Origin of the sequence: Actinobacillus seminis, from assembly GCF_002263215.1 — a bacterium.
Taxonomy (GTDB): domain Bacteria; phylum Pseudomonadota; class Gammaproteobacteria; order Enterobacterales; family Pasteurellaceae; genus Actinobacillus_B; species Actinobacillus_B seminis.
On record NZ_NLFK01000002.1, the window covers coordinates 157774 to 180002 of the forward strand.

Genomic DNA, 22229 nt, shown 5'->3' on the forward strand with positions numbered 1-22229 from the left:
TGAAACAAATCACTTACTAATTGACTCCTTATAAGAACCATCTAATACTTGGCGCCACCATTTTTGATTATTTAAGTACCATTCTACGGTTTTGCGAATACCTGTTTCAAAGGTTTCTTGCGGTTTCCAACCTAATTCATTGCTAATTTTGGTCGCATCAATGGCATAGCGCACATCATGCCCCGGACGATCAGTGACGTAAGTGATTAAATCTTCGTATTTTGTTACGCCTGCAGGTTTATCCGGCGCGAGATCTTCAAGCAATCCACAAATTGTACGCACTACTTCAATATTGGATTTCTCGTTATATCCACCAATATTATAGGTTTCTCCTACTTTGCCTTCGGTCACTACTTTATATAATGCTCGGGCGTGATCTTCTACAAATAACCAGTCACGAATTTGCAGCCCATTGCCATACACCGGCAAGTTTTTACCCTCTAATGCATTTAAAATCATCAATGGAATCAGTTTTTCAGGAAAATGAAACGGGCCATAGTTGTTGGAGCAATTAGTGACAAGAGTAGGTAAACCATAAGTACGCCACCACGCTCGCACTAAGTGATCACTTGAAGCTTTTGAGGCGGAATAGGGGCTGGACGGTGCATAAGGTGTGCTTTCAGTGAAAAGATCTTTCGTACCTTCCAAATCTCCATACACTTCATCCGTTGAAATATGATGAAACCGAAAAGTCGCTTTTTTCTCAGTGGATAAATGATGCCAATAAATACGTGCCACTTCCAATAACGTATAAGTTCCCACGATATTGGTTTCAATAAATGCCGCCGGACCATCTATAGAACGATCGACATGGCTTTCCGCCGCCAAATGCATTACCGCATCAGGCTGATACCGATTAAAAACACGCTCAAGCTTCGCTTTATCACAAATATCCACTTGCTCAAAGGCATAACGTAGACTATTTGAAACAGCCTCTAAAGACGCTAAATTACCTGCATAGGTTAATTTATCTACATTAATAACAGAATCTTGGGTGTCGTTAATAATATGGCGAACGACCGCAGAGCCGATAAAACCCGCTCCACCTGTGATGAGAATTTTCATATATTAAAAATAAATTAATAAGCACCATTTCGTTTACGAACAGAACAGCAGAAATTGTTTTAAACAAAATTGCAATATCACTCCACATTGACCAATTCTTTACATACCAAGAAGCAAAATAAACCCGCGTTTCATAATCAACATCATTACGCCCGCTCACTTGCCATAAACCTGTCATACCGGGGTTAACCATCAGATAATAATCAACATCATCTTTGTAATAAGGCAACTCATCTTTTATAATTGGACGCGGACCAACTAAACTCATTTGTCCAATACGCTCATGCCAAAATAGTGCATGACCTCCATCAATTTTAATAAGAAAATAAAACAATATTAATAATGGAGAAAATAAAATAATTAAAATTAATGAACCTAAAATATCCAAACACGCTTCATTATACGTGAAGAACGCTTTGCAAGATTATTATTTACCTGTAATAACATTACGTCATAATTAAATAGAAACGACATATCAGTACTATATAATGGTAATCCTCGTAATGTAGGAATTACAGATACTGGACGATAATGTCATTTGGAAAAGTATTGTAGCCATTGATCTCGCAGCTCAACTTCCTCCTCTTCTAAAGCTATAATAAATTGGTTATCTTTATGCATGAATAATTGACACTTACTTTGGCAAGTTTCATTAATAATTGGAACATTTAATTTTTTCAATTCTTCAATGCTATTCGAAGCAATAAAATATTTTAATTTTACATCTCTAATAATCAATTGCTTTAGCAACTCATCAAATGCGTAAAAGCGTTGAAATTTACCAATAAGTTTTCTTGGTCTAGGTTTATTCAATCTAAAAGCATCATAAGCATAAAAAGCCAAATGCTCATAAAATGACGAATGTTTGTTTATCCTTGCTGGTGGAATGCAGAAGATATATTTCTTTAATTTTTTAAATACAAGTTCTTGCGCAGCAATTATGACATCACAATTATATCTACTATCATCACAAATATTACGAATAGTAATTGACTAATTATTACAAACTTCAGAATTAGCACCGCGCTACGCGCCGAATAACTAAAATAACATAAGCAATTAAATTTTCCTATTCTAAATCCTAAACCACAAAAAACCAAGCGCTATCCGCCAAATTTACACCTCCTTACATTTGCTTCCCATTTCATCAAGGATGCCCTTAAAATTATTTCATAAAAAACCTTTTAGAATGCGCTTTAAAAGAGTATAATTTGCCCGTTTTTTTGAATTTTTGTTACAACATTAGAGGATTTAATGGCTAAAGAAGATAGTATTGAGATGCAAGGCACCATTTTAGAAACCTTACCAAACACAATGTTTCGCGTGGAATTGGAAAATGGACACGTAGTTACCGCCCATATTTCAGGAAAAATGCGCAAAAACTATATTCGTATTTTAACCGGTGATAAAGTTACTGTTGAAATGACTCCTTATGATTTGAGCAAAGGACGTATCGTTTTCCGTAGTCGCTAATAGACAATCCGGTCAACAACATTGCAATCTTGAGAACTGATATTGTTATATTGCAACATCAGTTTTTTTATACTCAGGACATTGGAAGCGTAAAAAATTTCTCTACTCCGGTCAAATTTAAGATAATAAAAAAGTCGTAAGTGATTATATAATCATCGACTTACGACTTAATACAGAATTTGATGGCGGAGGAAGTGAGATTCGAACTCACGGAGGGCGTAAACCCTCGCCGGTTTTCAAGACCGGTGCCTTCAACCACTCGACCATTCCTCCGTGATTTAAGCGAGGTGAATGATAAGAACTTTATACATACAAGTCAAGAAAAATTATTCTCTTTTAGTGAATAAATTAAGAATTTTTATATAATTGATTACAACTTATCAATTTAGTCGTGGGAGGCAAGGCACACAGGGGATAGGAAAAAAAAAAAAAAAAAGGCGTGTACTACACTTGAGATCGGCGAAACCGCTCCGGATTTCACGTTCGCCGCCGAGCGCGCAATAGCGGCAGTCGCTGTAATACCGCCCAAAAACGGTGCGGCAATATTGCCTAGACCTTGCGCCAACAATTCATTGTTGGAATGATGCTTAGTATCGGTCATATTATCCAAAATCACTGCACATAACAGCGACTCAATCGCTCCCAACATCGCCATTGAAAACGCCGCCGGCAACAAGGCTTGTAAGGTAGTAAAATTCCATGAAATGACCTCGCCTTGTGCATTCGGAATATTCCAAGGCAGCACAAACTCCGGCAATGTATTTGGAATTCCAAATCCTGTAGAGCCATCACTTAACGTATATTGAAACGCTGATCCAATTGTCGCCACATCATATCCCAAATAAATCAATAACAAAGACAACAATGTAGCGACCATCACCGCCGGCAAATGTCCCGGCAACGATAAGCGCAATCGGTACCACTGGGTTAACACCACTAAAGTCACCACACCAACTACCGTATCCGCCCAATTGATACTCGGAAGTGCGGTCAAAATAGCTTGAACTTTTTCCACATAAGATGCCGGCATTTCAGCTATTTCCAAACCAAGGAAATCTTTAATTTGCAAGGTCGCAATCACAATCCCAATACCGCACGTAAATCCAAGGGTAACCGGCAACGGAATATACTCAATCAAACGCCCCAGCCGAAAGAGCGCCATTAAAACTAAAATCAGCCCGGACAACAAGGTTGCCATCAATAATCCGCTTAAACCGAATTGTTGCGTCACCGGATATAGGATCACCACAAAAGCCGCTGTCGGACCGGAAATATTAAAACGAGAGCCGCCGCTCAACGCAATGACAATCCCCGCCACAATAGCGGTGTACAAGCCATGTTGCGGCGCGACACCGCTGGCAATCGCCAACGCCATGGATAACGGAATAGCGATAACGCCAACCGTCAAGCCGGCGATTATATCGCGCCCCAAATGTTTACGCCCATAGCCTTCACGAAAAACCTCTTTCAACGCACTAAAAGGTGTGACAGCAAGAAACATATTTTTAGTCAAAAACCATTTTTTAACATATCACAATCCAAATTTGGACAAAAAACTCATAGGAACTTATTTTAGCGGAAATATTGGTTAAAAATTATGTTCTAACGCAAGAAAATAAAAAAAGACTTGACGATTTGCCCATAACTCTTTATATTTTCGCACTGTCTTCAACGGTGAGATGTCCGAGTGGTTGAAGGAGCACGCCTGGAAAGCGTGTATGTGCGAAAGTGCATCAAGGGTTCGAATCCCTTTCTCACCGCCATTCAAATTATCGTACAGCTTGCTTCCATTTTTCTCTAAAAATTTTTGCAAATTTTGACCGCACTTTTATATTAATTTAATTCGCCCACACATTTGCTATTGTATCACTGTCATTGTACTACGAGTACACCAAGACAACCTTTATCCGCCAACATCAAATCGGACGAGCCGAAAAATAAAGGGTAATTATTAGAAGAAAGATTTGGGAAATTAATCAAAATTTGTACTTTTCCCTCAATCCACAAACTATCTTTCCACACCTGTTCGATCGGATCCAAGGGGTGATCATTGATACTTTCAATCACAAAACGTGCGCCTTGTACTTTAAAACCGGTAGCTTGGCTGGCGGTTAAAATCCAACGTTCCGTTGAGTTTACCGCCGCATTCACATCAATACGACGAGGATCAAGGCGTTGTTGATTGATGGTTCCATTGGAAACATCAATATAAAATTGTCGCTCTTTTTGCCCTTTGGCAGCCAAAACTGTCGGCGCTGAGGTATTGGACTGAAACGCCGGTTTTGCGGAAAATGCCGCCGCCATGCCTTCCGGGCGCAATTCCAATACGGTATTGTCCATCAGCGCATCACTACTTTCAAAAAAATTGCGTAAACTTATCCAATAGACCGCGCTTTTTGCCACTAATTAAGGTGGCATTATTTCCATCATTTAAATTCACCAATAACTCGACACGCTCGCTTGGAGCAACAAAAATGGAAGTTCGTGTTTGCTCTTGCGGGAGAAAACCTTGATCTTTTGCCAACAACAAAAATTCGCGGTCATCATCAAAATGTAAATGATAGCTTCGCGATAAAGACGCATTCAAAATACGCAACCGCACCCAACTGCGCGGCACGGTCAGATAAGGCGCTTGTTGCCCGTTGACAAATAAACGATTACCTAAAAAGTGCGGTTGATTTTGGCGAAATAATTGCACACCGTCAGCATTGAGTTGACCATCTTGCAAAATTAACGGAATATCGTCTACGCCATATTTTTTCGGCAATGATGATTTGCGACTTTCCTCATCTTCAATAATCCATAACCCAAGCAATCCACGATAGGTTTGATATGCCGAGCTGGCAAGAGTGCAAGCATGATACCAACAGGTCGCCGCCGGTTGATTAATCGGAACAATCGGCGCCCAAGTTTCGCCCATTTTGAAATGACGTCCAATACCGCCCAATAATTCGCCGCCGGCTTGCAGTCCTTGAATATTTAGCGATAAAATTTGCGGTATGCCATTGCGATAATTGAGTTTAGCAAACTCGCCGCTACGAATTTTTATGGTCGGTCCTAAATAATTCCCGTTAAAGCCCCAAACTTCGGCATAATGATCGCCATCTAATTTGACCTGCGTCGTTTCAGCGCTTAATACAATCGGCTTACCACGTCGAATTTCAACTAGCGGCGGAAAGCTGAGCGGCATTCTGCCTGTTGCCAATAGTGGTGTTGGCAGAGCGGAAACCCCACCGGCTACAAAGGCTGTTTTTAATAATTGACGACGTGAAAATTGATTCATTTATTTTCCTTTTTATCCGTCTTTTAATTATGCCTGAGGTTGCTGTAATTCGGCATCCAATTTTGCCAAATGTTGCAGCATGACTTGATGACAATACTCGGCTAATTCGCGCACGTTTTCTTTGCTGTAATTGGAGGTATCAATCGGTGGCAACATTTCACAAATCACTTTACCATTATGCCAACGATTCAAATCAACTTGATTGTGAGTAGAAGAACACACCACCGGCACCACCGGCACGCCCGCCATAATTGCCGCATAAAACGCCCCTGTTTTAAATGGCAGCAGCCCGCGTCCTCGGCTACGCGTTCCCTCCGGAAACATCCACACCGACAAATTATCCGCATTAATGCGTTCTGCCAATTGATTCATGGTACCATGCGCCTTAGTGCGATTGTCACGATCGAGAAAAATATTCCCGCTCGCCCAATATAAAATGCCGAAAAACGGGATCCAAATCAGACTTTTTTTACCCACGCTCACGGTTCTCGGCATCACCATAGCGGAAATGGTTACCATATCGTAATTATTTTGGTGATTTCCAATATAAATGCAGCGCCCGACCTTGTCCGCTTCAGCGGGAAAACGTCTTTCCACTTGCAGACCGAATAACGGATACAAACGCCCAAACCAACCGGCGACCACACCGACATTACTGGCGTTTTTAAAGCGAATAAGGGAATAAATCGTTCCCACCAAACAAATCATGATGCAACAAAACACCACAAGAATAATTCGAATCAACTTTAGCATAGATCAATACCTTAAAAAATTTTGCTCAAGTATAGCGAAAATCAGCAAATTTGTGTATAAATCCCATTAAAAAATGATAATCTAAACAAAAATAACGTATTTAATCTTATGAAAAAAACTTATTTTATTGCCGATTTACATTTAAGCGAAAATCAACCGCACTTAACCCGCTTATTTATCGATTTTATGCAACAGCAAGCCCCCGACGCTGAGGCGGTTTATATTTTAGGCGATTTATTTGATTTTTGGATTGGTGATGATGAAAAGTCACCACTTATAGCGCAAGTTAAAGATCAAATAAAACAGCTGACGGAAAAACATATTCCTTGCTATTTTATTCATGGCAATCGCGATTTTTTAGTGGGCAAACGCTTTGCAAAAGCATGCGGCTTGATCTTGCTATCGACCTACCACGTGCTGGATTTATACGGAAAAAAAACCCTGCTGTGTCATGGCGATACGCTCTGTACTGATGATATTGCCTATCAACGTTTTCGCCAAAAAGTCCACCAACCTTGGCGACAATGGCTCTTTTTGTGCTTACCGTTAAAAGTGCGGTTAAAAATTGCTCAAAAAATTCGCCATAAAAGCCGGCAAGATAAACAACGCAAATCTGATGAAATTATGGACGTCAATCCCGATTTTGTACGCCAAATTTTTACGCAATTTGACGTCAACCTTTTAATTCACGGGCATACGCATCGCCAAAATATCCACAAAATTCCACCGCATTTTACACGCATCGTACTGGGCGATTGGGGTAAAACCGCCTCCATATTGGAAGTAAGCGAAAACGGTCTACGCTTTGTGCCGAACGCTTAAATACAAAAAAGTGGGCATTCACCCACTTTTTATCTCGCTTAAATGTAACGATTATTTTTGTTCGTTAAAAGCTTCTAAGGCACGTAACGAATAAGTATAAGCCGCACCGGCATTGAGCGCAATTGCCGTGGCTAATGCGGCTGCAACTTCTTCTTCCGTCGCTCCGGCTTTGACTGCTGCCGAGGCATGAACACCGATACAGCTTTCGCAACGCGTGGTCACCGCGACTGCCAAAGCGATAAGTTCGCGCGTTTTAGCATCCAAAACATTGCCTTCCGCTGCCGCTGCATCTAACGCTCCGTAAGCTTGTAACATTTTCGGATATTTTTTCCCTAACTCACCAAATGATTGTTTTACGTGCGCCACATCATTTTTCCAATCTGCAAACATATTATTCTCCAAGATAAGATTGTTGATCATTAAGTCTGTTGCTTGTTATGATACGTTCAGCCCGTTGACTATGCAAGCCAAAAGTGCGGTCAATTTTAAAATGGTTTTACCCACAAGGAGAAAAGATGGCTGATCCGCATATTCGTTCACCCATGGATTTCTGGGATTACCTTACGGTCATTCTCTATCGTTGCGGCTTTATTTTAGCAGCAATAATGACCGCGCTTTTACCCTACCGACCGGGCATCGCGCTAAACGGAATATTGCTCGCAGCGGTATTATGCGCTTCATCGTTGCACATTTATCTCAAACGCTTTCGCTTACTGCTGCAAATGGCAAGCTGGGTAGCATTACTTTGTGCGCTTTTCGGGCAGCTGGAACTGGCGCTCGGCGCCGCATTTTTTACCCTCGGCGGATTAGCCTTTAAAGAATATTTCTGCTTTCGCGTATTTTGTTTAAATTTTCAACCGCTCTTTTTAGCCGGATTATGGTTCGCTTTGCAGTTTGAAGTGTGCCGGTTAAGCCAATTGTTATCCGCCATCAGTGCGCTTCTATTTGCTATCTTAGCTATCCAAAAATGGCGTATGCCACTGCATTTTGACATTGGCGATAAATCCAAATATGAAATTTAGTGTCGCATCCCCTTAATTTTGTGCTTTTAAAAAAGGCAGCAATAATAAAGCGATACCAAATGCAGCTGCCGAGATCACAATAAAAAAGCCGCTCCAATGAAATGCTTCCATCACCAATGCTAAAGGATAGCCGGCAATCGCAGCGCCTAAATAGGCGAATAAACCGACGAAACCGGTCGCCGATCCCGGCGTTTTTTTGTGGGCACATTCCGCTGCTGCCATGCCGATTAGCATTTGCGGGCCAAAAACAAAAAAACCGATCGCGAAAAACACGCTGCCTTGCAAAATCAGATTTTCTTTGCTCATTAACCACAGCGCCAAAATCGAAAAGAAAATACCGATCGCAAACAATAACGCCATAGGACCGCGATTGCTGGAAGATAATTTATCCGATCCCCAACCCGCCGCCAAGGAACCGATAAACCCGCCGATTTCAAACAGCGACAGCGCACTATTGGCGGAAACCAGATTGTAGTGATAATTTTCGGTTAAATAAATATTGCCCCAGTCGTTAATGGCGGTGCGTACGATATAAACCAAGCAATAACTTAGTGCTAACAACCAAATATACTTATTTAAAAATACATATTGCTGCAAAATTTTGCGCCAACTTAAATGGTGCCCCTCTTTTTCCTGCGCCAATTCCAAGGAATCATTACGCCATTTACCCACACTTGGCAAGCCCATGGATTCCGGTGTATTTCGCAGGCGTAAAAATAAAAAGAGGCTGATCACAATCGTTATCACGCCGGCAATGCCGAATCCGTAACGCCAGCCATAATGCAAGGTAACATAACCGATAATTAGCGGAATTAATGCGCCGCCGACGTTATGCGCGGTGTTCCAAATAGACCACCATAGTCCACGTTCGTTACGCGAATACCAAGTGGTCAATAATTTTGAACATGCCGGCCAACCCCAACCTTGGAACCAAGCGTTAATGATCCATAACAAGGTAAACATCACGATTGAGTCGGATAGCCCAAAAAGAATATTGATCACGCCGGTAATAAGTAAACCCCATGCCATAAAATGCCGTGGATTAGCTCGATCGGAAAAAAGTCCGGAGAAAAATTTCGACAAACCATAGGTAATATAAAATAAAGTTGCCATCATGCCGATATCATTTTTATCAATGCCCAAATCGGTAATTAACGCCGGCACCGCATAATTAAAACTTTTGCGAGTAAGATAAAAACCGGCGTAGCCTACATACATAGCAAGCATGATATGCAATCGCCAGTAGCGATAAGTGCGGTCAATATTTTCATGATTTTTCATAGGTTATATCCGAGGTAAATTCACACGAATGACGGTTCCATGATGCACGGGATCCTGATCAATTTCCGTTGAAGTAATATTAAAAGTGCCACATAAACTGTTCACTCGCTCTTGCATACCGCGAATACCCAATCCGTTTAGGCTTTTTTTCATATCAAATCCAACTCCGTTATCTTCAATATAAAGCGAAACTTCTTGTGCAATGGTAATGATAATATTCACTTCTGTTGCCGCAGCGTATTTCATAATATTATTTAAACTTTCTTGGCATAGGCGATAAATAGTAATTTCTAAAATATGATCTAAAGGAATATTTTTCTCGTTTTGCCAATAAAGTGCGGTTTGAATTCCTTGTGTTTCAAAATTCAGTTCAATAAATAAATTTTGTAAGGCTTGATGCAAATCCAAATCGTCTAATAAACGCGGGCGAATTCGATTTAATAAACCTTTGGTGGTGTCATAAATATTTAAGGACAATTGTTCGATAGTATCGGCAATTTTTTCGTGCTGCGGAAGATTTTCCAAGCGTTTTAAGATACTCGCTTGTGTACGAATGGCGGTAATATTCTGCCCAATTTCATCATGTAATTCACGGGAAATTTCTTGACGAACGGTTTCTTCGGTATTGACTAATTGACGTGTCAACATTTTGTTACGATTTAATTCTACCGATAAACTGCGATTTAAATCGCGTTGATGTTGGATAGCAAGCCCAAGAAAAATACCGGTGATGGTTTGGGATGAAATGGATAATAATAAATCGGTTAAGGCCACGTTGGAAAATTGGTGAGTGGTACTGATAAGTGCAATGCTATTTAGTAGCGTTCCTAAAAACGCCCCCTGCCAGCCATATTGAAACGCCAATAAAATAATGGGAATTGCCAAACAAAATAAGGCAAAACGGTAAAAGGTTTCCGGTAAAGTCGTTTGAATATAAATATTTAAAATAAAAAGCACAATATAAAGAAAAATATGTTTTGTTCTAAGTGTGACGGGCTTTTTCACTAAAGTGGCAGTTAACGGTAACCATTTTCGGCAAAATAAAAAATCATTGATTAAATAACATGCAGGAATAATTAAAATACCGCTGCTGAAACTGACTAAAAAAGCAAAGGAAGATGCCGAGGAAAAAATAATTAAACTGTTTGTTAGGCTTAAAATAATAATTAAGCCTAATTGCAGCAAAAGTATTTTCCACTGCGAACCATAATAATACAGATAAACCGCATAAATTAACGGAAAACTGACCGCACTTAATAAAAATAATTGGAAATAATCATTTTCAGGGAAAGACAGTCCCAACAAAATTAAAACACACCACTCCGCTCCATAGCTTACAATCCAATATTTAAGCGGCGTATGCAACACAATTCCGCAACGTAAAGCAAAGGGTAAAAATAATAATCCCAACAGCACGTCCGGCAATAAATAATCGGAAATCACCCATAAACAAAAATAGGTACAAACGATCAAAAACCAAGCATAAAAAGCGGTAAAAATGGACTTCATGTACGTAAATTTTAGGTTCGTTGTTGATTTAATAAATTTGCCAGTTCCACATTATTTTTCACATTTAATTTGCTCATGGCATTGGCACGATGTACGTGTACAGTTTTAAAACTTAAATTTAATTTTTCGCCAATTTTTTTAGCATCCAATCCCAAAATTAATAATTCGCAAATTTCCCGCTCTCGCTTAGTTAACTGTTCAACCGGATGACTTTGCCGTGAGGAGACTAATTTGGCGGTTAATTCCGGCATTAAATAAACCCCGCCGGCATAAACGGTTCTAACTGCTTGAATTAATTCGTCCGGGCTGCAACGTTTACTTAAATAACCTTTGGCGCCTAATTCTAAGGCTTTTTTCACGGTTAATTCAGAATCATTGACGCTTAACATAATACAATGAATGCCGGAGGGAATATCTTTTAATAATTCCAATCCGCTTTCATCAGGCATGGAAATATCAATAATGCAAACATTCGGTTTTAAACGAGGTAAATTCTGGCGCGTTTCTTTGGCACAACCAAATTCGCCGATAACTTGAATATCTTCTTCTAAAGCAAGCAATTGTGCAAAACCGGAACGCACGATCATATGATCGTCAATTAATACCACGTTGATCATTTCATTATCCTATGTTTATTTTTGACAATGGCGTATTCTATCAGTAAAAAAAAGTGCGGTAAAAAATTACCGCACTTTTCCCATCATTCTCTTATTTTACTGCTTTTTTATTTTTACGGATTTTCTTTTCTTCCGCAATGGCAACAAACCCTAATAATGCCATACAAATCACCGCAGAAGCATCTAATGCCGCAAAGGTACCGGACCAACCGGTCAAACCGAAAATTGGAGTTCCGTCAGCGATCATCCCTAAACCTAATTTTGCAAAACTATCGCCGATTAAGTAAGCAAAGGTGCCTTTTACGCCATCAGCTACTGCAATGGCCTTTTTCGGTACGAAACCCACTGCCGCAACGCCGATAAGCAATTGTGGACCGAATACCAAGAAACCAAGGACAAACAAAGCGCCAAGATACATATATTCATTGGTAGCGTGTTGATAGAACTCTAAAGTAAACACGATTAAAATCAATGAAATACAAGCTGTTAAACCGCGACGTCCATTGGCTAAGTCAGATAAATATCCCCACAAGAAGGTTCCCGCCAAAGCGCCCACTTCAAACAAGGCAAAACCGGAAATCGCCGCATCTTTAGAGAAACCCAACTCTTGATATGCATACACCGGCGACCATTGGTCGATACCGATACGTACGATATAGAGGAAAATATTAGCAAAACAAAGTAACCAAATCACTTTATTGCGTAGCACATATTGCACAAAAATTTGCCATTTGCTTAATTGATTTTCTTCCGCTTCGCGATCTTCTTCGCTCACTTCTTCTCCGAATAATTCTTCCGCTTTACCCAAACCGTAAGCTTCCGGAGAATCTGAACCGTAGCGCAATCCCACAAAACCGACGATTAACGCGATAATTGACGGGAAAATAAACATTCCGATTACATGACCGTCAAACAATACGTTGGCACCAAATAAAGCTACCCCCGCTGCCGCAGCACCGCCTACGTTATGCGATAAATTCCAAAAACCTAAGAACGTGCCGCGTTTTTTGCGGGGTGTCCATTTGGTGATGGTGGAATAACTGGATGAACCGCCGGTACTTTGGAAAAAGCCGCTTAAGGCATAAAACGCGATCATCAAAAATAACGCCACGCCGCCACCGCCCATACTGGCGCTAAAGCCCAGCATACAAAGCGCGGATAAAATCAACATAAACGGAACAAATTGCTTCGTATTTTTACCATCCGCATAATAAGAAACCACCGTTTTACCAATCCCATAGGTGATAGAAAAACCTAAACCGATTAACCCCAAATCAGTTTTAGTCAAGCCGTAGGTTTCAATCATATCGTTTTGTGCGATATTAAAGTTTTTACGGATCAAATACATTGCCATATAACCGATAAACACTACCAAATAGGATTTCATAAACGGTTTGAACCACATTTTGCGTCTTTCTTCTACAGGAAGATCTAAGACAGGGCGTCTGACTTCTTCTAAAAATTTAAACATCATTTTCCTCGATTTTTCTTAATTCAAAAAAGATGAGCTTATGGTAATCAATGCGGGAAAAATCGCCTTGAGAGAATGGCGTAGGAAAGATAGGAAATATTCCTAAAATGCGGGAGATAGCAACAATTTTGTGATAAAGATCACATTTTAATAATAACAGACGGAAAAATACCGACTCGTCGGTCGGCATTTTTGCTGTCGCTTAAGAGGCAATAAACATTATTTTACGCGTGATACGTATTCGCCTGAACGGGTATCCACTTTGATCACTTCGCCGATTTGTACGAAAAGTGGAACTTTTACTACCGCACCGGTGCTTAATGTTGCCGGTTTACCGCCGGTACCGGCGGTATCACCTTTCAAACCCGGATCCGTTTCGATGATTTCTAATTCTACAAAGTTTGGCGGGGTTACAGAAATCGGCGCGCCATTCCATAATGTCACGATACAATCTGCTTGATCCAATAACCATTTTTCTGCATCACCAATCGCTTTTGCATCAGCAGAATATTGCTCAAAGGTTTCCGGATGCATAAAATACCAAAATGCATCATCTTTGTAAGAATAGGTTAAGTTTAGATCCATCACGTCTGCCGCTTCAACGGAGGTGCCTGATTTAAAGTTCACATCCAATACTTTACCTGAAATTAATTTACGAATGCGTGTACGCGTAAAAGCCTGTCCTTTACCCGGTTTCACAAATTCATTTTCAACGATCACGCAAGGCTCACCATCTTGCATAAATTTTAGACCCGGTTTGAAATCACTGGTAGTATATGTAGCCATATTATCCTCAAAATAAGAGTACGTTTTATAAAAGTGTGTATTTTAACCCAAAATATCCCGATTAGAGAAGAGCAAAATTGGATCGATTTGCTCGCAACGGCGATTTCCGATCCAAAAACCTTATTAAATTACCTCGAATTGCCCTTAGCGGACTTTCAACAAGATATTGAGGCGCGTCGTTTATTTCCTTTGCGCGTGCCGCTGCCTTTTGTGGAAAAAATGGAAAAAGGCAATCCGCACGATCCGCTTTTCCTGCAAGCCATGAGCGCGCGACAAGAATTTTTAACCATGGAGGGCTTTAGCAAAGATCCCTTAGATGAACAGCATACTGCAGCGCCAAATATTTTGCACAAGTATCATAACCGTTTGCTATTTATGGTAAAAAATAGTTGCGCCATCAATTGTCGCTACTGTTTCCGCCGTCATTTTCCTTACGCACAAAACAAAGGCAATAAAGAAAATTGGCGTTTAGCGTTGAATTATATTCGTCAACATGAGGAAATTGAAGAAGTAATTTTCTCCGGCGGCGATCCCTTGATGGCAAAAGATCATGAGTTGGATTGGCTCATAAAACAACTGGAAAATATACCGCACTTACAACGCTTACGCCTACATACCCGCTTGCCAATTGTCATTCCGCAGCGCATTACGCCCGCATTATGTCAATTACTGGCAGAAAGTCGGCTGCAAATGATTTTGGTCACGCATATTAATCACCCCAATGAAATTGACGCACGTTTAGCACAAGCCATGCAAGCGCTAAAACAAGCCGATGTCGTCTTGTTAAATCAATCGGTTTTATTGAAAGACATTAATGATGACGCGGATATTTTAAAGCAACTTAGCGATAAATTATTTGCTATCGGCATCTTGCCTTATTATTTGCATTTACTGGATAAAGTGGAAGGCGCCGGCCATTTTTACCAAACCGATGAGCAAGCATTAAAAATTTACAAAAAATTACAAAGTATCACTTCGGGTTATCTCGTGCCAAAACTGGCGCGTGAAATTGCTCATGAAACGAATAAAACGTTGTACACAGCATAGGAAATTTGCAAAATATCCTTTAGAATAGAAAAAATATTGACCGCACTTTTCATGTGCCTCCTATTTACTCGTTAGCATTAAGGTAATCACCGTGACAACAGAAAACAATAAACCGGAAATCGGTAACCAAAATAATCCTCAAAAAGAATTGGATTTAGAATTTGACCAAATGGAACCTATTACTCCCAAAAAACCGCATACGCCGGAATCCTCTTTATTAAACAAAGCAAAAGGATTTATAGGCAATTTCTCGCGTAAAGGCAATCCAAGTGAAGTGCCTTTTCATGTGCGCAAAGAGCCAACCTTTGGAAGTGGAAATGCGCCACAGCAAAATGAACCGACAATGAGTCATGATGTTGTGATAAAAAACGATAGCGTTACAGAAAAAGTGGCGCCAATTCATGCCGACAACACGGCGGCGCCAATTAGCACACAAGAAAACATTATGCCGAAACAACCTGAAACAAGCGAGGTTCCTGTCGCCCAAACGCAAACACGAGTGCCAATAAATAACATTAAAAATCCGGAGAACTGGGCGATTTTACAAGTGTTACCGCCAAAATATCGTCGCATTTTTATCGTGCTATTATTAGCCATTTTACTTTTATTCATTTGGCAATGGTTGAAACCAAATTCCGATACGGTAAATGCCTTTGAACAACCAAACAGCCAAAATATCCCAACCCAATTCCAACCCCTAAATCAAAGCCGGCCGGTAGAAAATAATGTATTGGATAATATTAATAATCCGGCGACATCAATTGAAAACACTAATTCAACGGAAAGCATTATCGCGCCAGCAGATCCGGCATTAATCCCGGTGTCAACAAATAACACAGCCACAGAAACTCGCGCACCGATAGTTGCACAATCAGAACAGCCAACCGCAGTCGCGTCAACGAAATCGGCGTTGGTAGAAGAAAAACCAAAAGCGGTTGAACCCGTTAAACCAATTGAAGCACAAAAAGTGGCGCCAAAAGTGGTCGAAAAACCGAAAACTACAACCGTAGAGAAACCTAAAACAGCAGAAAAAGCAAAAACAATAGCTGAAAAACCAAAAGCACAGATTACTCAAGCAAAACCGGCGGTAAAAAGCCAAAGTGTCCCTGTCGTTGAAGCGAAACCAACAGGCAAAGCCACGGCAGAGCGTGTGAAAAGTGCGGCAGTCGCCAGCAAAACCTTAACCATTCCGCAAGGCGTTTCATTGATGCAAGTATTTCGTGATAACCACTTGAATATTTCCGATGTCAATGCAATGACCAAAGCGAACGGTGCCGGCAATAGCTTAAGCAGCTTTAAACCGGGCGATAAAGTACAAGTGTCGCTTAACAGCCAAGGTCGTGTTAACGAATTGCGCTTGTCTGACGGTGCGCGTTTTATTCGTCAAGCGGACGGTTCTTATCAATATAAAAAATAATAAAAAGGTGGGGATAATCCCACCTTTTCTCTACTTTGGGTTACCATTGTAATCGTGCCGTAAGGGGATTTATGTTTAGATTAGGATTGTTATTACTCACAGTGCTTGCACTTAACGCGTGCAGAGTTCAAATTGAACCCCTTGAAATAAAACCGCCGGTCGTCAAATCGAAACCGGTCGACAAATCGGTACAAACCGGAAAAGCGGATCTGTATTTATGCAAAGGTCAAAAAGAAGTACGTGTAGTAAGAAGTTTGGTTAGCCATAAAAAGAATAACCTAAAGTCAATTTCACTTACCTTTGAAAATACCACTCACAAATTGGTGCAAACTATTTCCGAAAGCGGGATGCGATATACCGATATTCATTGGCAATGGCAAGAACGTCAAGAATACGGCACGTTAAGCAATGCGCCGGGCGAAATCTTAGCCGAACAATGTGTGATCCAAAACTAAAAAATTCCCTCATTCACTCCCCCTGAGGGAATTTTTTATCGCGAACACAAATTTATCCGCATTTATAACCGCACTTTTTCGCCACCAAACACCTCCAATAAATTATCGATAAGTTTCGCTAATATACCCGTCATTAAAATAAAATCCGCATCAAAACGTTGCGCCACATCTTCTTTTAAAATATCCTCATTTTGTTCACGAATTTGATCGGCAAATTTTAAACGTTTCAGCGTACAATCTTCTTGCAGCACAAAGCGTAAATGCTCATCCCAGTCCAGCGCCAATTTGCTGATGTATTTTCCTGCTTGCAACAACGAAAGAATTTCCTCACTTTCCACATCCTGCTGCTTACAACGAATGACCGCACTATCCTGACTGCCACGCAGTTCCGCTTCTTCCAACAAAGTTAACCATTGCGGCATATGGTTGTGCGTGATCCAATCGCTCATCACCAAACTTGGCTCATTGGCAAATACTAAAGGCACAACCGGCAAGGATCCCAAGGATTTGCGCAATAATCCCAATACGTCTTCTGCGCGTTTACTCGACGCCGCATCCACATAAACCAATTGATTTTCCGTATCAATCCAAAGCGCGGTTTGTTGTTCTTTACTAAAGGCGCGCGGCAACAAGGTAGCAATCACATCATCTTTCAATGCCTGTTTTTCCACTTTTTTCAAGTTGCGGTTTTCTTTCGCTTCCAATTCGGCAATCCGTTGATCCAACTCACGTTTCACCACTTGCACCGGCAGCATTTTTTCTTCTTTATGCGCCACTAACAAAATTTGCTTATTGTTGGAAAAATACAATAACGCACTGTTTTTTAAAGGTGCTTTCCAACCGAACTTGCGCATATCCGATTGTCCGCAAGGGTGAAATTGACATGACATCAATTGCGTTTGCAACTGCTCATCTGTCCACTCCCATTTTTTCGTCAACCGATACGCCATAATATTTTTAAACCAAATCATATTCTCTCCTGAAAAGAATGCGGTACAATGTCATTATTGTAACCTATTCGGGAGTGAAAATATGCAACCTAAACACATTACTTTTATCGGCGGCGGAAATATGGCGCAAGCTATCGTATTCGGATTATTAAAACAGAACTACCCTGCCGACAAAATTACCGTTTGTGATCCAAACCAAGAAAAACGAAATTTATTCGCGCAACGCGGCGTACAAGTAACAGAAGATAATATTGCGGCGGTAGAAAGTGCAGAAGTCGTATTACTTGCAGTAAAACCGCAGGTGATCGCCCAAGTTTGCCATGCCTTAAGTGCGGTCGATTTTTCCGCTAAATTGGTCATTTCCATTGCTGCGGCAATTTCTGTGTCAAGATTGACCGCACTTTTACCTTCCGCCAACCAGATCGTGCGGGTCATGCCAAATACCCCGGCACTTGTCTCTTGCGGCATGGCGGGATTATACGCGCCCGCCTCAGTTTCTGCTGAATACAAACAACTGGCAGAAAATTTATTAAATGCCGTGGGCAAAACCTGCCGAGTAGAAAATGAAGATCAAATGCACGCGGTCACCGCTGCTTCCGGCAGCAGCCCAGCGTATTTTTTCCTGTTTATGGAAGCTATGCAAAAAGCCTTATTAGACATGAAGTTAGATGAAACGACTGCGCGTCACTTAGTACAGCAATCCGCGTTAGGGGCAGCAAAAATGGTCATAGAAAATCCACAATTGGATTTGGCAACCTTGCGCCAAAATGTGACCTCTAAAGGCGGAACCACTGCCGCTGCGATCCATATATTCCAACAACAAGAATTGATGGAAACAGTGCAGCAAGCTATGCAAGCCTGTGTTACCCGTTCACGAGAAATGGAAACCTTATTCTAATGAAAATATCAGCATTTAACTGGATGGCTCTCAGCTTTTTTGGCTATTTTTGCGCCTATGGTGTATTTATACCTTTTTTTCCGGTGTGGTTAAGATCTCAATCCTATGGCGCAGAAACTATCGGATTTGTACTGGCTATTTCCTATTTATTTCGCTTTCTTGGCGGAGTCTGGTTTTCCTCTTTGGTCAAACGCGCCTCGCAATTAATCAACGCCTTGCGCTATTTAGCATGGGCAAGTTTCGCTATTTGTTTCGTGATAAGTTTTGTTGCTGAAAGCTTTTGGTTACTGTGCATAACTATTTGGCTGTTTGCTATGGTAAACTCTGCCGGTATCCCTATTGGCGATACCCTCGCCAGTACGTGGCAACAGCAAATTCATTTGGATTACGGAAAAGCCCGCTTAATCGGTTCTATCGCCTTTGTGGTCGGCGTTACCGGATTTGGCTATGTTATCGGCGTTATCGGCGAGCAATATATTGTCATTATTTTGACCGCACTTTTATTGCTCTATTCTTTGTTACAAATGAACTCGCCACACCAAATGCCGCTTGATGATCAAGAAAGCACAACCGAAAACTCGCCTACTTTCATCCGGTTATTACAAAACAAAACCACATTACGTTTATTGATCGCCATCTCGCTTATTCAAGGGTCCCACGCCGCCTATTATGTTTACAGCGTGCTTTATTGGACTAACATTGGTATTTCAGTTCAAACCACCGGTATCTTATTGGGGTTAAGTGTGGTAGCGGAAATTTTACTCTTTTTCTTCTCCACGCGACTCTTCAAAACTTGGAGCGTCAGCACGCTATTTTATCTATCCGCCGGCGCCTCCGTGGTACGTTGGTTATTAATCGGCAGCACCGACAATCTTGCCTTAATCGCCTTTACCCAAACCTTACATAGCCTGACATATGCTGTCAGCCATTATGCAATGGTGCGTTATATCACCACGCAACCGCAACCCCATATAGCAAGATTACAAGGCTTATACAGTGGTATTTCAAGCTGTGGTGCCATTGCCTTAACGACCGCCTTATCCGGCGTGTTATATCCAATTTCACCGACGTTAATGTTTGTCGCAATGGCGTTTTTTGCGCTGCTTGCCCTCTTTTTTACACCACGCAATGTCTCGGCATTGTTGCTTAAACGCGTAAACGAGTAGGAAAATCCACCATGAAAGATCTTAGCTTAATTGACTTATTTCTTAACGAACTGTGGTTGGAAAAAGGGTTATCGGAAAATACCGTGCAATCTTATCGCTTAGATTTGACCGCACTTTGTCAATGGTTGGTGCAACATCAATTAACCTTAACCAGCCTTGCTCCCCTGGATTTACAATCTTTTTTAGGTGATCGTTTAGAACAAGGCTACAAAGCCACCAGCACCGCGAGAATGCTAAGTGCGCTGCGCCAGCTTTTCCAATATTTATATCGGGAAAAATACCGCAGCGACGATCCGAGTGCGCTACTCAGCTCGCCGAAACTGCCAAGTCGCCTACCCAAATATTTAACCGAACAACAAGTCAGCGATTTGTTAAATACGCCGGCGGTAGACGATCCGCTTGAATTGCGGGATAAAGCTATGTTGGAATTGTTGTATGCCACGGGATTACGGGTCACCGAATTGGTTTCGCTGACTATCGACAACCTCAATGTGTCGCAAGGCGTAGTACGGGTCATTGGTAAAGGAAACAAGGAACGGATCGTACCAATGGGCGAAGAAGCCAATTATTGGGTCCGTCAATTTGTCTTATACGGGCGCGCCATGCTGCTCAACGGGCAAAGTTCAGATATCCTCTTTCCCAGCCGACGAGGCAGTCAAATGACCCGTCAAACTTTTTGGCACCGCATAAAACATTACGCCATTTTAGCGGACATTGATGGTGACTGCCTTTCTCCGCACGTTCTACGCCACGCCTTTGCTACACACTTGGTTAACCATGGTGCAGATTTGCGCGTGGTACAAATGTTACTTGGTCATAGCGATCTTTCTACTACCCAAATTTACACCCACGTTGCCAAAGAACGCTTAAAACACTTACACGAACGCTATCACCCGCGCGGATAAAGCAGTATTTCTCATTGTATTTTTCAGCAGAGGTTATCATTAACGCAGCCCCACTTTTTTGACTTCGTGAAGCCTATTGCTTTTTACGAATAGCGAGTCCCCCTTATTACCATTCCATCATCAGTCCCGCTGCTTCTTAGTAAATTGATGGAAAAAGTACCGCACTTTTCAATTTCATTCTCCTGTGTGCCTATCATGAGGAATAGATAGTGAGATAAAGATTTTAAGAAAACAATAAGCCGGCGCGAATGAAAGGCTCACGCCGGCAGGAAAAGCGAGAAAAACACGATTATTTTTTCTTCGCGTATTTTAAGGAGTCAATCGCAACAGCGAAGATGATGATGCCGCCTTTGATGATATATTGCCAATATGGGTTAACGCCGATATAGGTCAATCCGTAGTTGATGACGGTAAAGATTAACACGCCGGTGACCACGCCGATAACCGTACCGACGCCACCGGCGAAAGAAACACCGCCGACCACGCAGGCAGCAATTGCGTCCATTTCGTACATAAATCCCAAGTTATTGGTGGCGCTACCAATACGTCCTGCTTCCAACATCCCCCCGAAAGCGTAAAAAATACCGGCAATCATATAAATCACCGCAAGATTGCGAGTCACGTTGACGCCTGATACGCGAGCCGCTTCCGGGTTACCGCCGATAGCGAAAATATTTTTACCGAAACGTGTTTTATTCCACATAATCCAAACAAGTAAGGCGGCAATAGCGGCGTAAATAGTGATATACGACAATTTAAAGGCGCCTAAATTAAAAAATCCTTGGGCAAAGGTGGAGAAATTATCGCTAAAGCCGGCGATTGGTGAAGAGCCGACCGCATCATAGTACAAGGAGTTGATTCCATACACAATGATCATGGTTCCCATCGTGGCGATAAATGGCGTTACGTTAAGATAAGCAATCACTAATCCGTTGAATAACCCGATCACGGCTCCCACCGCACAAACCGTTAAGATCACTACCGGAATCGGAATTTCACCTAAATTTGGAAAGACGCGGTTGGCGTTATCCATGGCTTGCAACATGGTCGCAGAAACAACTGCCGCCAGCCCCACTTGACGACCGGCGGATAAATCAGTCCCTTGAGTAACCAAAAGTCCGGCAACGCCAAGAGCAATGATTAAGCGTACAGAAGATTGATTTAGGATATTACTAAAATTGCGCAAACTTAAAAAACTCGGATCTTGCAAGATAATGACACCCAACAAAATCAGCAATACAAAGTAGATTGCATTTTGTTTCAGGAAATCAAGGGATTTGTTTTGTTTTAAAGCTGACATAATACTTTT

At 41.4% G+C, this 22229-nt stretch carries 19 protein-coding genes, 2 tRNA genes and 3 pseudogenes; 10 read left to right on the forward strand and 14 right to left on the reverse strand.

Features of this window, described 5'->3' with window-relative positions; translation table 11 throughout:
* Positions 1-9: 9 nt before the first annotated feature.
* The gene (gene rfbB, locus CFY87_RS02910; protein WP_094945801.1) at positions 10-1065 is read right to left on the reverse strand and encodes a dTDP-glucose 4,6-dehydratase; all 1056 of its coding nucleotides are present in this window, start codon (positions 1063-1065) and stop codon (positions 10-12) included.
* Positions 1001-1779, reverse strand: a pseudogene (locus CFY87_RS12095) (sugar transferase); the annotation flags it as partial. The gene rfbB and the pseudogene CFY87_RS12095, both read right to left, overlap by 65 nt.
* A gap of 540 nt (positions 1780-2319) precedes the next feature.
* On the opposite strand from CFY87_RS12095, the gene infA reads away from it, so the two are divergent.
* Positions 2320-2538, forward strand: coding sequence for a translation initiation factor IF-1 (gene infA, locus CFY87_RS02920; RefSeq protein ID WP_013746899.1), 219 nt, complete (start codon positions 2320-2322; stop codon positions 2536-2538).
* A gap of 183 nt (positions 2539-2721) precedes the next feature.
* On the opposite strand, the gene CFY87_RS02925 is transcribed toward infA, so the two are convergent.
* Positions 2722-2811, reverse strand: a tRNA-Ser gene (locus CFY87_RS02925).
* A 142-nt stretch (positions 2812-2953) separates the two neighbouring features.
* Positions 2954-4039: pseudogene (dauA, locus tag CFY87_RS02930) on the reverse strand (C4-dicarboxylic acid transporter DauA); the annotation flags it as partial.
* A 172-nt stretch (positions 4040-4211) separates the two neighbouring features.
* Here dauA and CFY87_RS02935 point away from each other — a divergent pair.
* A tRNA-Ser gene (locus tag CFY87_RS02935) sits at positions 4212-4301 on the forward strand.
* A gap of 109 nt (positions 4302-4410) precedes the next feature.
* On the opposite strand, the pseudogene CFY87_RS02940 reads toward CFY87_RS02935, so the two are convergent.
* Positions 4411-5821, reverse strand: a pseudogene (locus tag CFY87_RS02940) (multicopper oxidase domain-containing protein).
* A gap of 27 nt (positions 5822-5848) precedes the next feature.
* Entirely contained in the window at positions 5849-6574 is a 726-nt protein-coding gene (locus CFY87_RS02945; protein WP_094945802.1) for a 1-acylglycerol-3-phosphate O-acyltransferase, read from the reverse strand.
* 108 nt (positions 6575-6682) lie between these two features.
* On the opposite strand from CFY87_RS02945, the gene lpxH reads away from it, so the two are divergent.
* Positions 6683-7396: a UDP-2,3-diacylglucosamine diphosphatase gene (gene lpxH, locus CFY87_RS02950; RefSeq protein ID WP_094945803.1), complete on the forward strand. Its 714-nt coding sequence runs from the start codon at positions 6683-6685 to the stop codon at positions 7394-7396.
* A 51-nt stretch (positions 7397-7447) separates the two neighbouring features.
* Here the strand turns inward: lpxH and CFY87_RS02955 are convergent, their stop codons facing one another.
* On the reverse strand, positions 7448-7786 hold the full coding sequence (locus CFY87_RS02955) for a carboxymuconolactone decarboxylase family protein (protein WP_094945804.1): 339 nt from the start codon (positions 7784-7786) through the stop codon (positions 7448-7450).
* 125 nt (positions 7787-7911) lie between these two features.
* On the opposite strand from CFY87_RS02955, the gene CFY87_RS02960 reads away from it, so the two are divergent.
* The gene (locus CFY87_RS02960) at positions 7912-8418 is read left to right on the forward strand and encodes a DUF2301 domain-containing membrane protein (RefSeq protein ID WP_094945805.1); all 507 of its coding nucleotides are present in this window, start codon (positions 7912-7914) and stop codon (positions 8416-8418) included.
* A 12-nt stretch (positions 8419-8430) separates the two neighbouring features.
* Here the strand turns inward: CFY87_RS02960 and uhpC are convergent, their stop codons facing one another.
* From uhpC to efp, 5 genes are all read right to left on the reverse strand, one after another.
* Complete coding sequence (gene uhpC / locus CFY87_RS02965) at positions 8431-9699, reverse strand: MFS transporter (RefSeq protein ID WP_094945806.1); 1269 nt, start codon at positions 9697-9699, stop codon at positions 8431-8433.
* 3 nt (positions 9700-9702) lie between these two features.
* On the reverse strand, positions 9703-11208 hold the full coding sequence (uhpB, locus tag CFY87_RS02970) for a signal transduction histidine-protein kinase/phosphatase UhpB (protein WP_094945807.1): 1506 nt from the start codon (positions 11206-11208) through the stop codon (positions 9703-9705).
* Positions 11209-11219: 11 nt separating this feature from the next.
* Complete coding sequence (locus CFY87_RS02975; RefSeq protein ID WP_094945808.1) at positions 11220-11825, reverse strand: response regulator; 606 nt, start codon at positions 11823-11825, stop codon at positions 11220-11222.
* 91 nt (positions 11826-11916) lie between these two features.
* A complete protein-coding gene (uhpT, locus tag CFY87_RS02980) occupies positions 11917-13296 on the reverse strand; it encodes a hexose-6-phosphate:phosphate antiporter (protein WP_094945809.1) in 1380 nt (459 codons plus the stop codon).
* Between the two features lie 219 nt (positions 13297-13515).
* On the reverse strand, positions 13516-14082 hold the full coding sequence (gene efp, locus CFY87_RS02990; RefSeq protein ID WP_094945811.1) for an elongation factor P: 567 nt from the start codon (positions 14080-14082) through the stop codon (positions 13516-13518).
* 33 nt (positions 14083-14115) lie between these two features.
* On the opposite strand from efp, the gene epmB reads away from it, so the two are divergent.
* From epmB to CFY87_RS03005, 3 genes are all read left to right on the forward strand, one after another.
* Positions 14116-15129, forward strand: coding sequence for an EF-P beta-lysylation protein EpmB (gene epmB, locus CFY87_RS02995; protein ID WP_094945812.1), 1014 nt, complete (start codon positions 14116-14118; stop codon positions 15127-15129).
* 91 nt (positions 15130-15220) lie between these two features.
* Positions 15221-16546, forward strand: coding sequence for an opacity-associated protein OapA (oapA, locus tag CFY87_RS03000; protein ID WP_236757329.1), 1326 nt, complete (start codon positions 15221-15223; stop codon positions 16544-16546).
* Between the two features lie 71 nt (positions 16547-16617).
* On the forward strand, positions 16618-17001 hold the full coding sequence (locus tag CFY87_RS03005) for an MliC family protein (RefSeq protein ID WP_094945813.1): 384 nt from the start codon (positions 16618-16620) through the stop codon (positions 16999-17001).
* Between the two features lie 62 nt (positions 17002-17063).
* Here CFY87_RS03005 and rdgC read toward each other — a convergent pair whose 3' ends face one another.
* The gene (rdgC, locus tag CFY87_RS03010) at positions 17064-17972 is read right to left on the reverse strand and encodes a recombination-associated protein RdgC (RefSeq protein ID WP_094945814.1); all 909 of its coding nucleotides are present in this window, start codon (positions 17970-17972) and stop codon (positions 17064-17066) included.
* Between the two features lie 61 nt (positions 17973-18033).
* Here rdgC and proC point away from each other — a divergent pair, with 61 nt between their 5' ends.
* The 3 genes from proC to xerD are packed head-to-tail and all read left to right on the forward strand — an operon-like array spanning position 18034 to position 20920.
* Positions 18034-18849: a pyrroline-5-carboxylate reductase gene (proC, locus tag CFY87_RS03015; RefSeq protein WP_094945815.1), complete on the forward strand. Its 816-nt coding sequence runs from the start codon at positions 18034-18036 to the stop codon at positions 18847-18849.
* Positions 18849-20015: a 3-phenylpropionate MFS transporter gene (locus CFY87_RS03020; RefSeq protein WP_094945816.1), complete on the forward strand. Its 1167-nt coding sequence runs from the start codon at positions 18849-18851 to the stop codon at positions 20013-20015. The genes proC and CFY87_RS03020 overlap by 1 nt, the downstream gene beginning before the upstream one ends.
* 11 nt (positions 20016-20026) lie before the next feature.
* A complete protein-coding gene (gene xerD / locus CFY87_RS03025; protein ID WP_094945817.1) occupies positions 20027-20920 on the forward strand; it encodes a site-specific tyrosine recombinase XerD in 894 nt (297 codons plus the stop codon).
* Positions 20921-21209: 289 nt separating this feature from the next.
* Here the strand turns inward: xerD and mglC are convergent, their stop codons facing one another.
* Positions 21210-22220 (reverse strand): galactose/methyl galactoside ABC transporter permease MglC, encoded by a 1011-nt coding sequence (gene mglC / locus CFY87_RS03030; protein ID WP_094945818.1) that lies wholly within the window; start codon positions 22218-22220, stop codon positions 21210-21212.
* Positions 22221-22229: the final 9 nt, after the last annotated feature.

Coding starts and splice junctions, on each gene's coding strand:
- rfbB (WP_094945801.1), bottom strand. CDS start 1,065: ATGAAAATTCTCATCACAGGTGGAGCGGGTTTTATCGGCTCTGCGGTC.
- infA (WP_013746899.1), top strand. CDS start 2,320: ATGGCTAAAGAAGATAGTATTGAGATGCAAGGCACCATTTTAGAAACC.
- CFY87_RS02945 (WP_094945802.1), bottom strand. CDS start 6,574: ATGCTAAAGTTGATTCGAATTATTCTTGTGGTGTTTTGTTGCATCATG.
- lpxH (WP_094945803.1), top strand. CDS start 6,683: ATGAAAAAAACTTATTTTATTGCCGATTTACATTTAAGCGAAAATCAA.
- CFY87_RS02955 (WP_094945804.1), bottom strand. CDS start 7,786: ATGTTTGCAGATTGGAAAAATGATGTGGCGCACGTAAAACAATCATTT.
- CFY87_RS02960 (WP_094945805.1), top strand. CDS start 7,912: ATGGCTGATCCGCATATTCGTTCACCCATGGATTTCTGGGATTACCTT.
- uhpC (WP_094945806.1), bottom strand. CDS start 9,699: ATGAAAAATCATGAAAATATTGACCGCACTTATCGCTACTGGCGATTG.
- uhpB (WP_094945807.1), bottom strand. CDS start 11,208: ATGAAGTCCATTTTTACCGCTTTTTATGCTTGGTTTTTGATCGTTTGT.
- CFY87_RS02975 (WP_094945808.1), bottom strand. CDS start 11,825: ATGATCAACGTGGTATTAATTGACGATCATATGATCGTGCGTTCCGGT.
- uhpT (WP_094945809.1), bottom strand. CDS start 13,296: ATGTTTAAATTTTTAGAAGAAGTCAGACGCCCTGTCTTAGATCTTCCT.
- efp (WP_094945811.1), bottom strand. CDS start 14,082: ATGGCTACATATACTACCAGTGATTTCAAACCGGGTCTAAAATTTATG.
- CFY87_RS03005 (WP_094945813.1), top strand. CDS start 16,618: ATGTTTAGATTAGGATTGTTATTACTCACAGTGCTTGCACTTAACGCG.
- rdgC (WP_094945814.1), bottom strand. CDS start 17,972: ATGATTTGGTTTAAAAATATTATGGCGTATCGGTTGACGAAAAAATGG.
- proC (WP_094945815.1), top strand. CDS start 18,034: ATGCAACCTAAACACATTACTTTTATCGGCGGCGGAAATATGGCGCAA.
- CFY87_RS03020 (WP_094945816.1), top strand. CDS start 18,849: ATGAAAATATCAGCATTTAACTGGATGGCTCTCAGCTTTTTTGGCTAT.
- xerD (WP_094945817.1), top strand. CDS start 20,027: ATGAAAGATCTTAGCTTAATTGACTTATTTCTTAACGAACTGTGGTTG.
- mglC (WP_094945818.1), bottom strand. CDS start 22,220: ATGTCAGCTTTAAAACAAAACAAATCCCTTGATTTCCTGAAACAAAAT.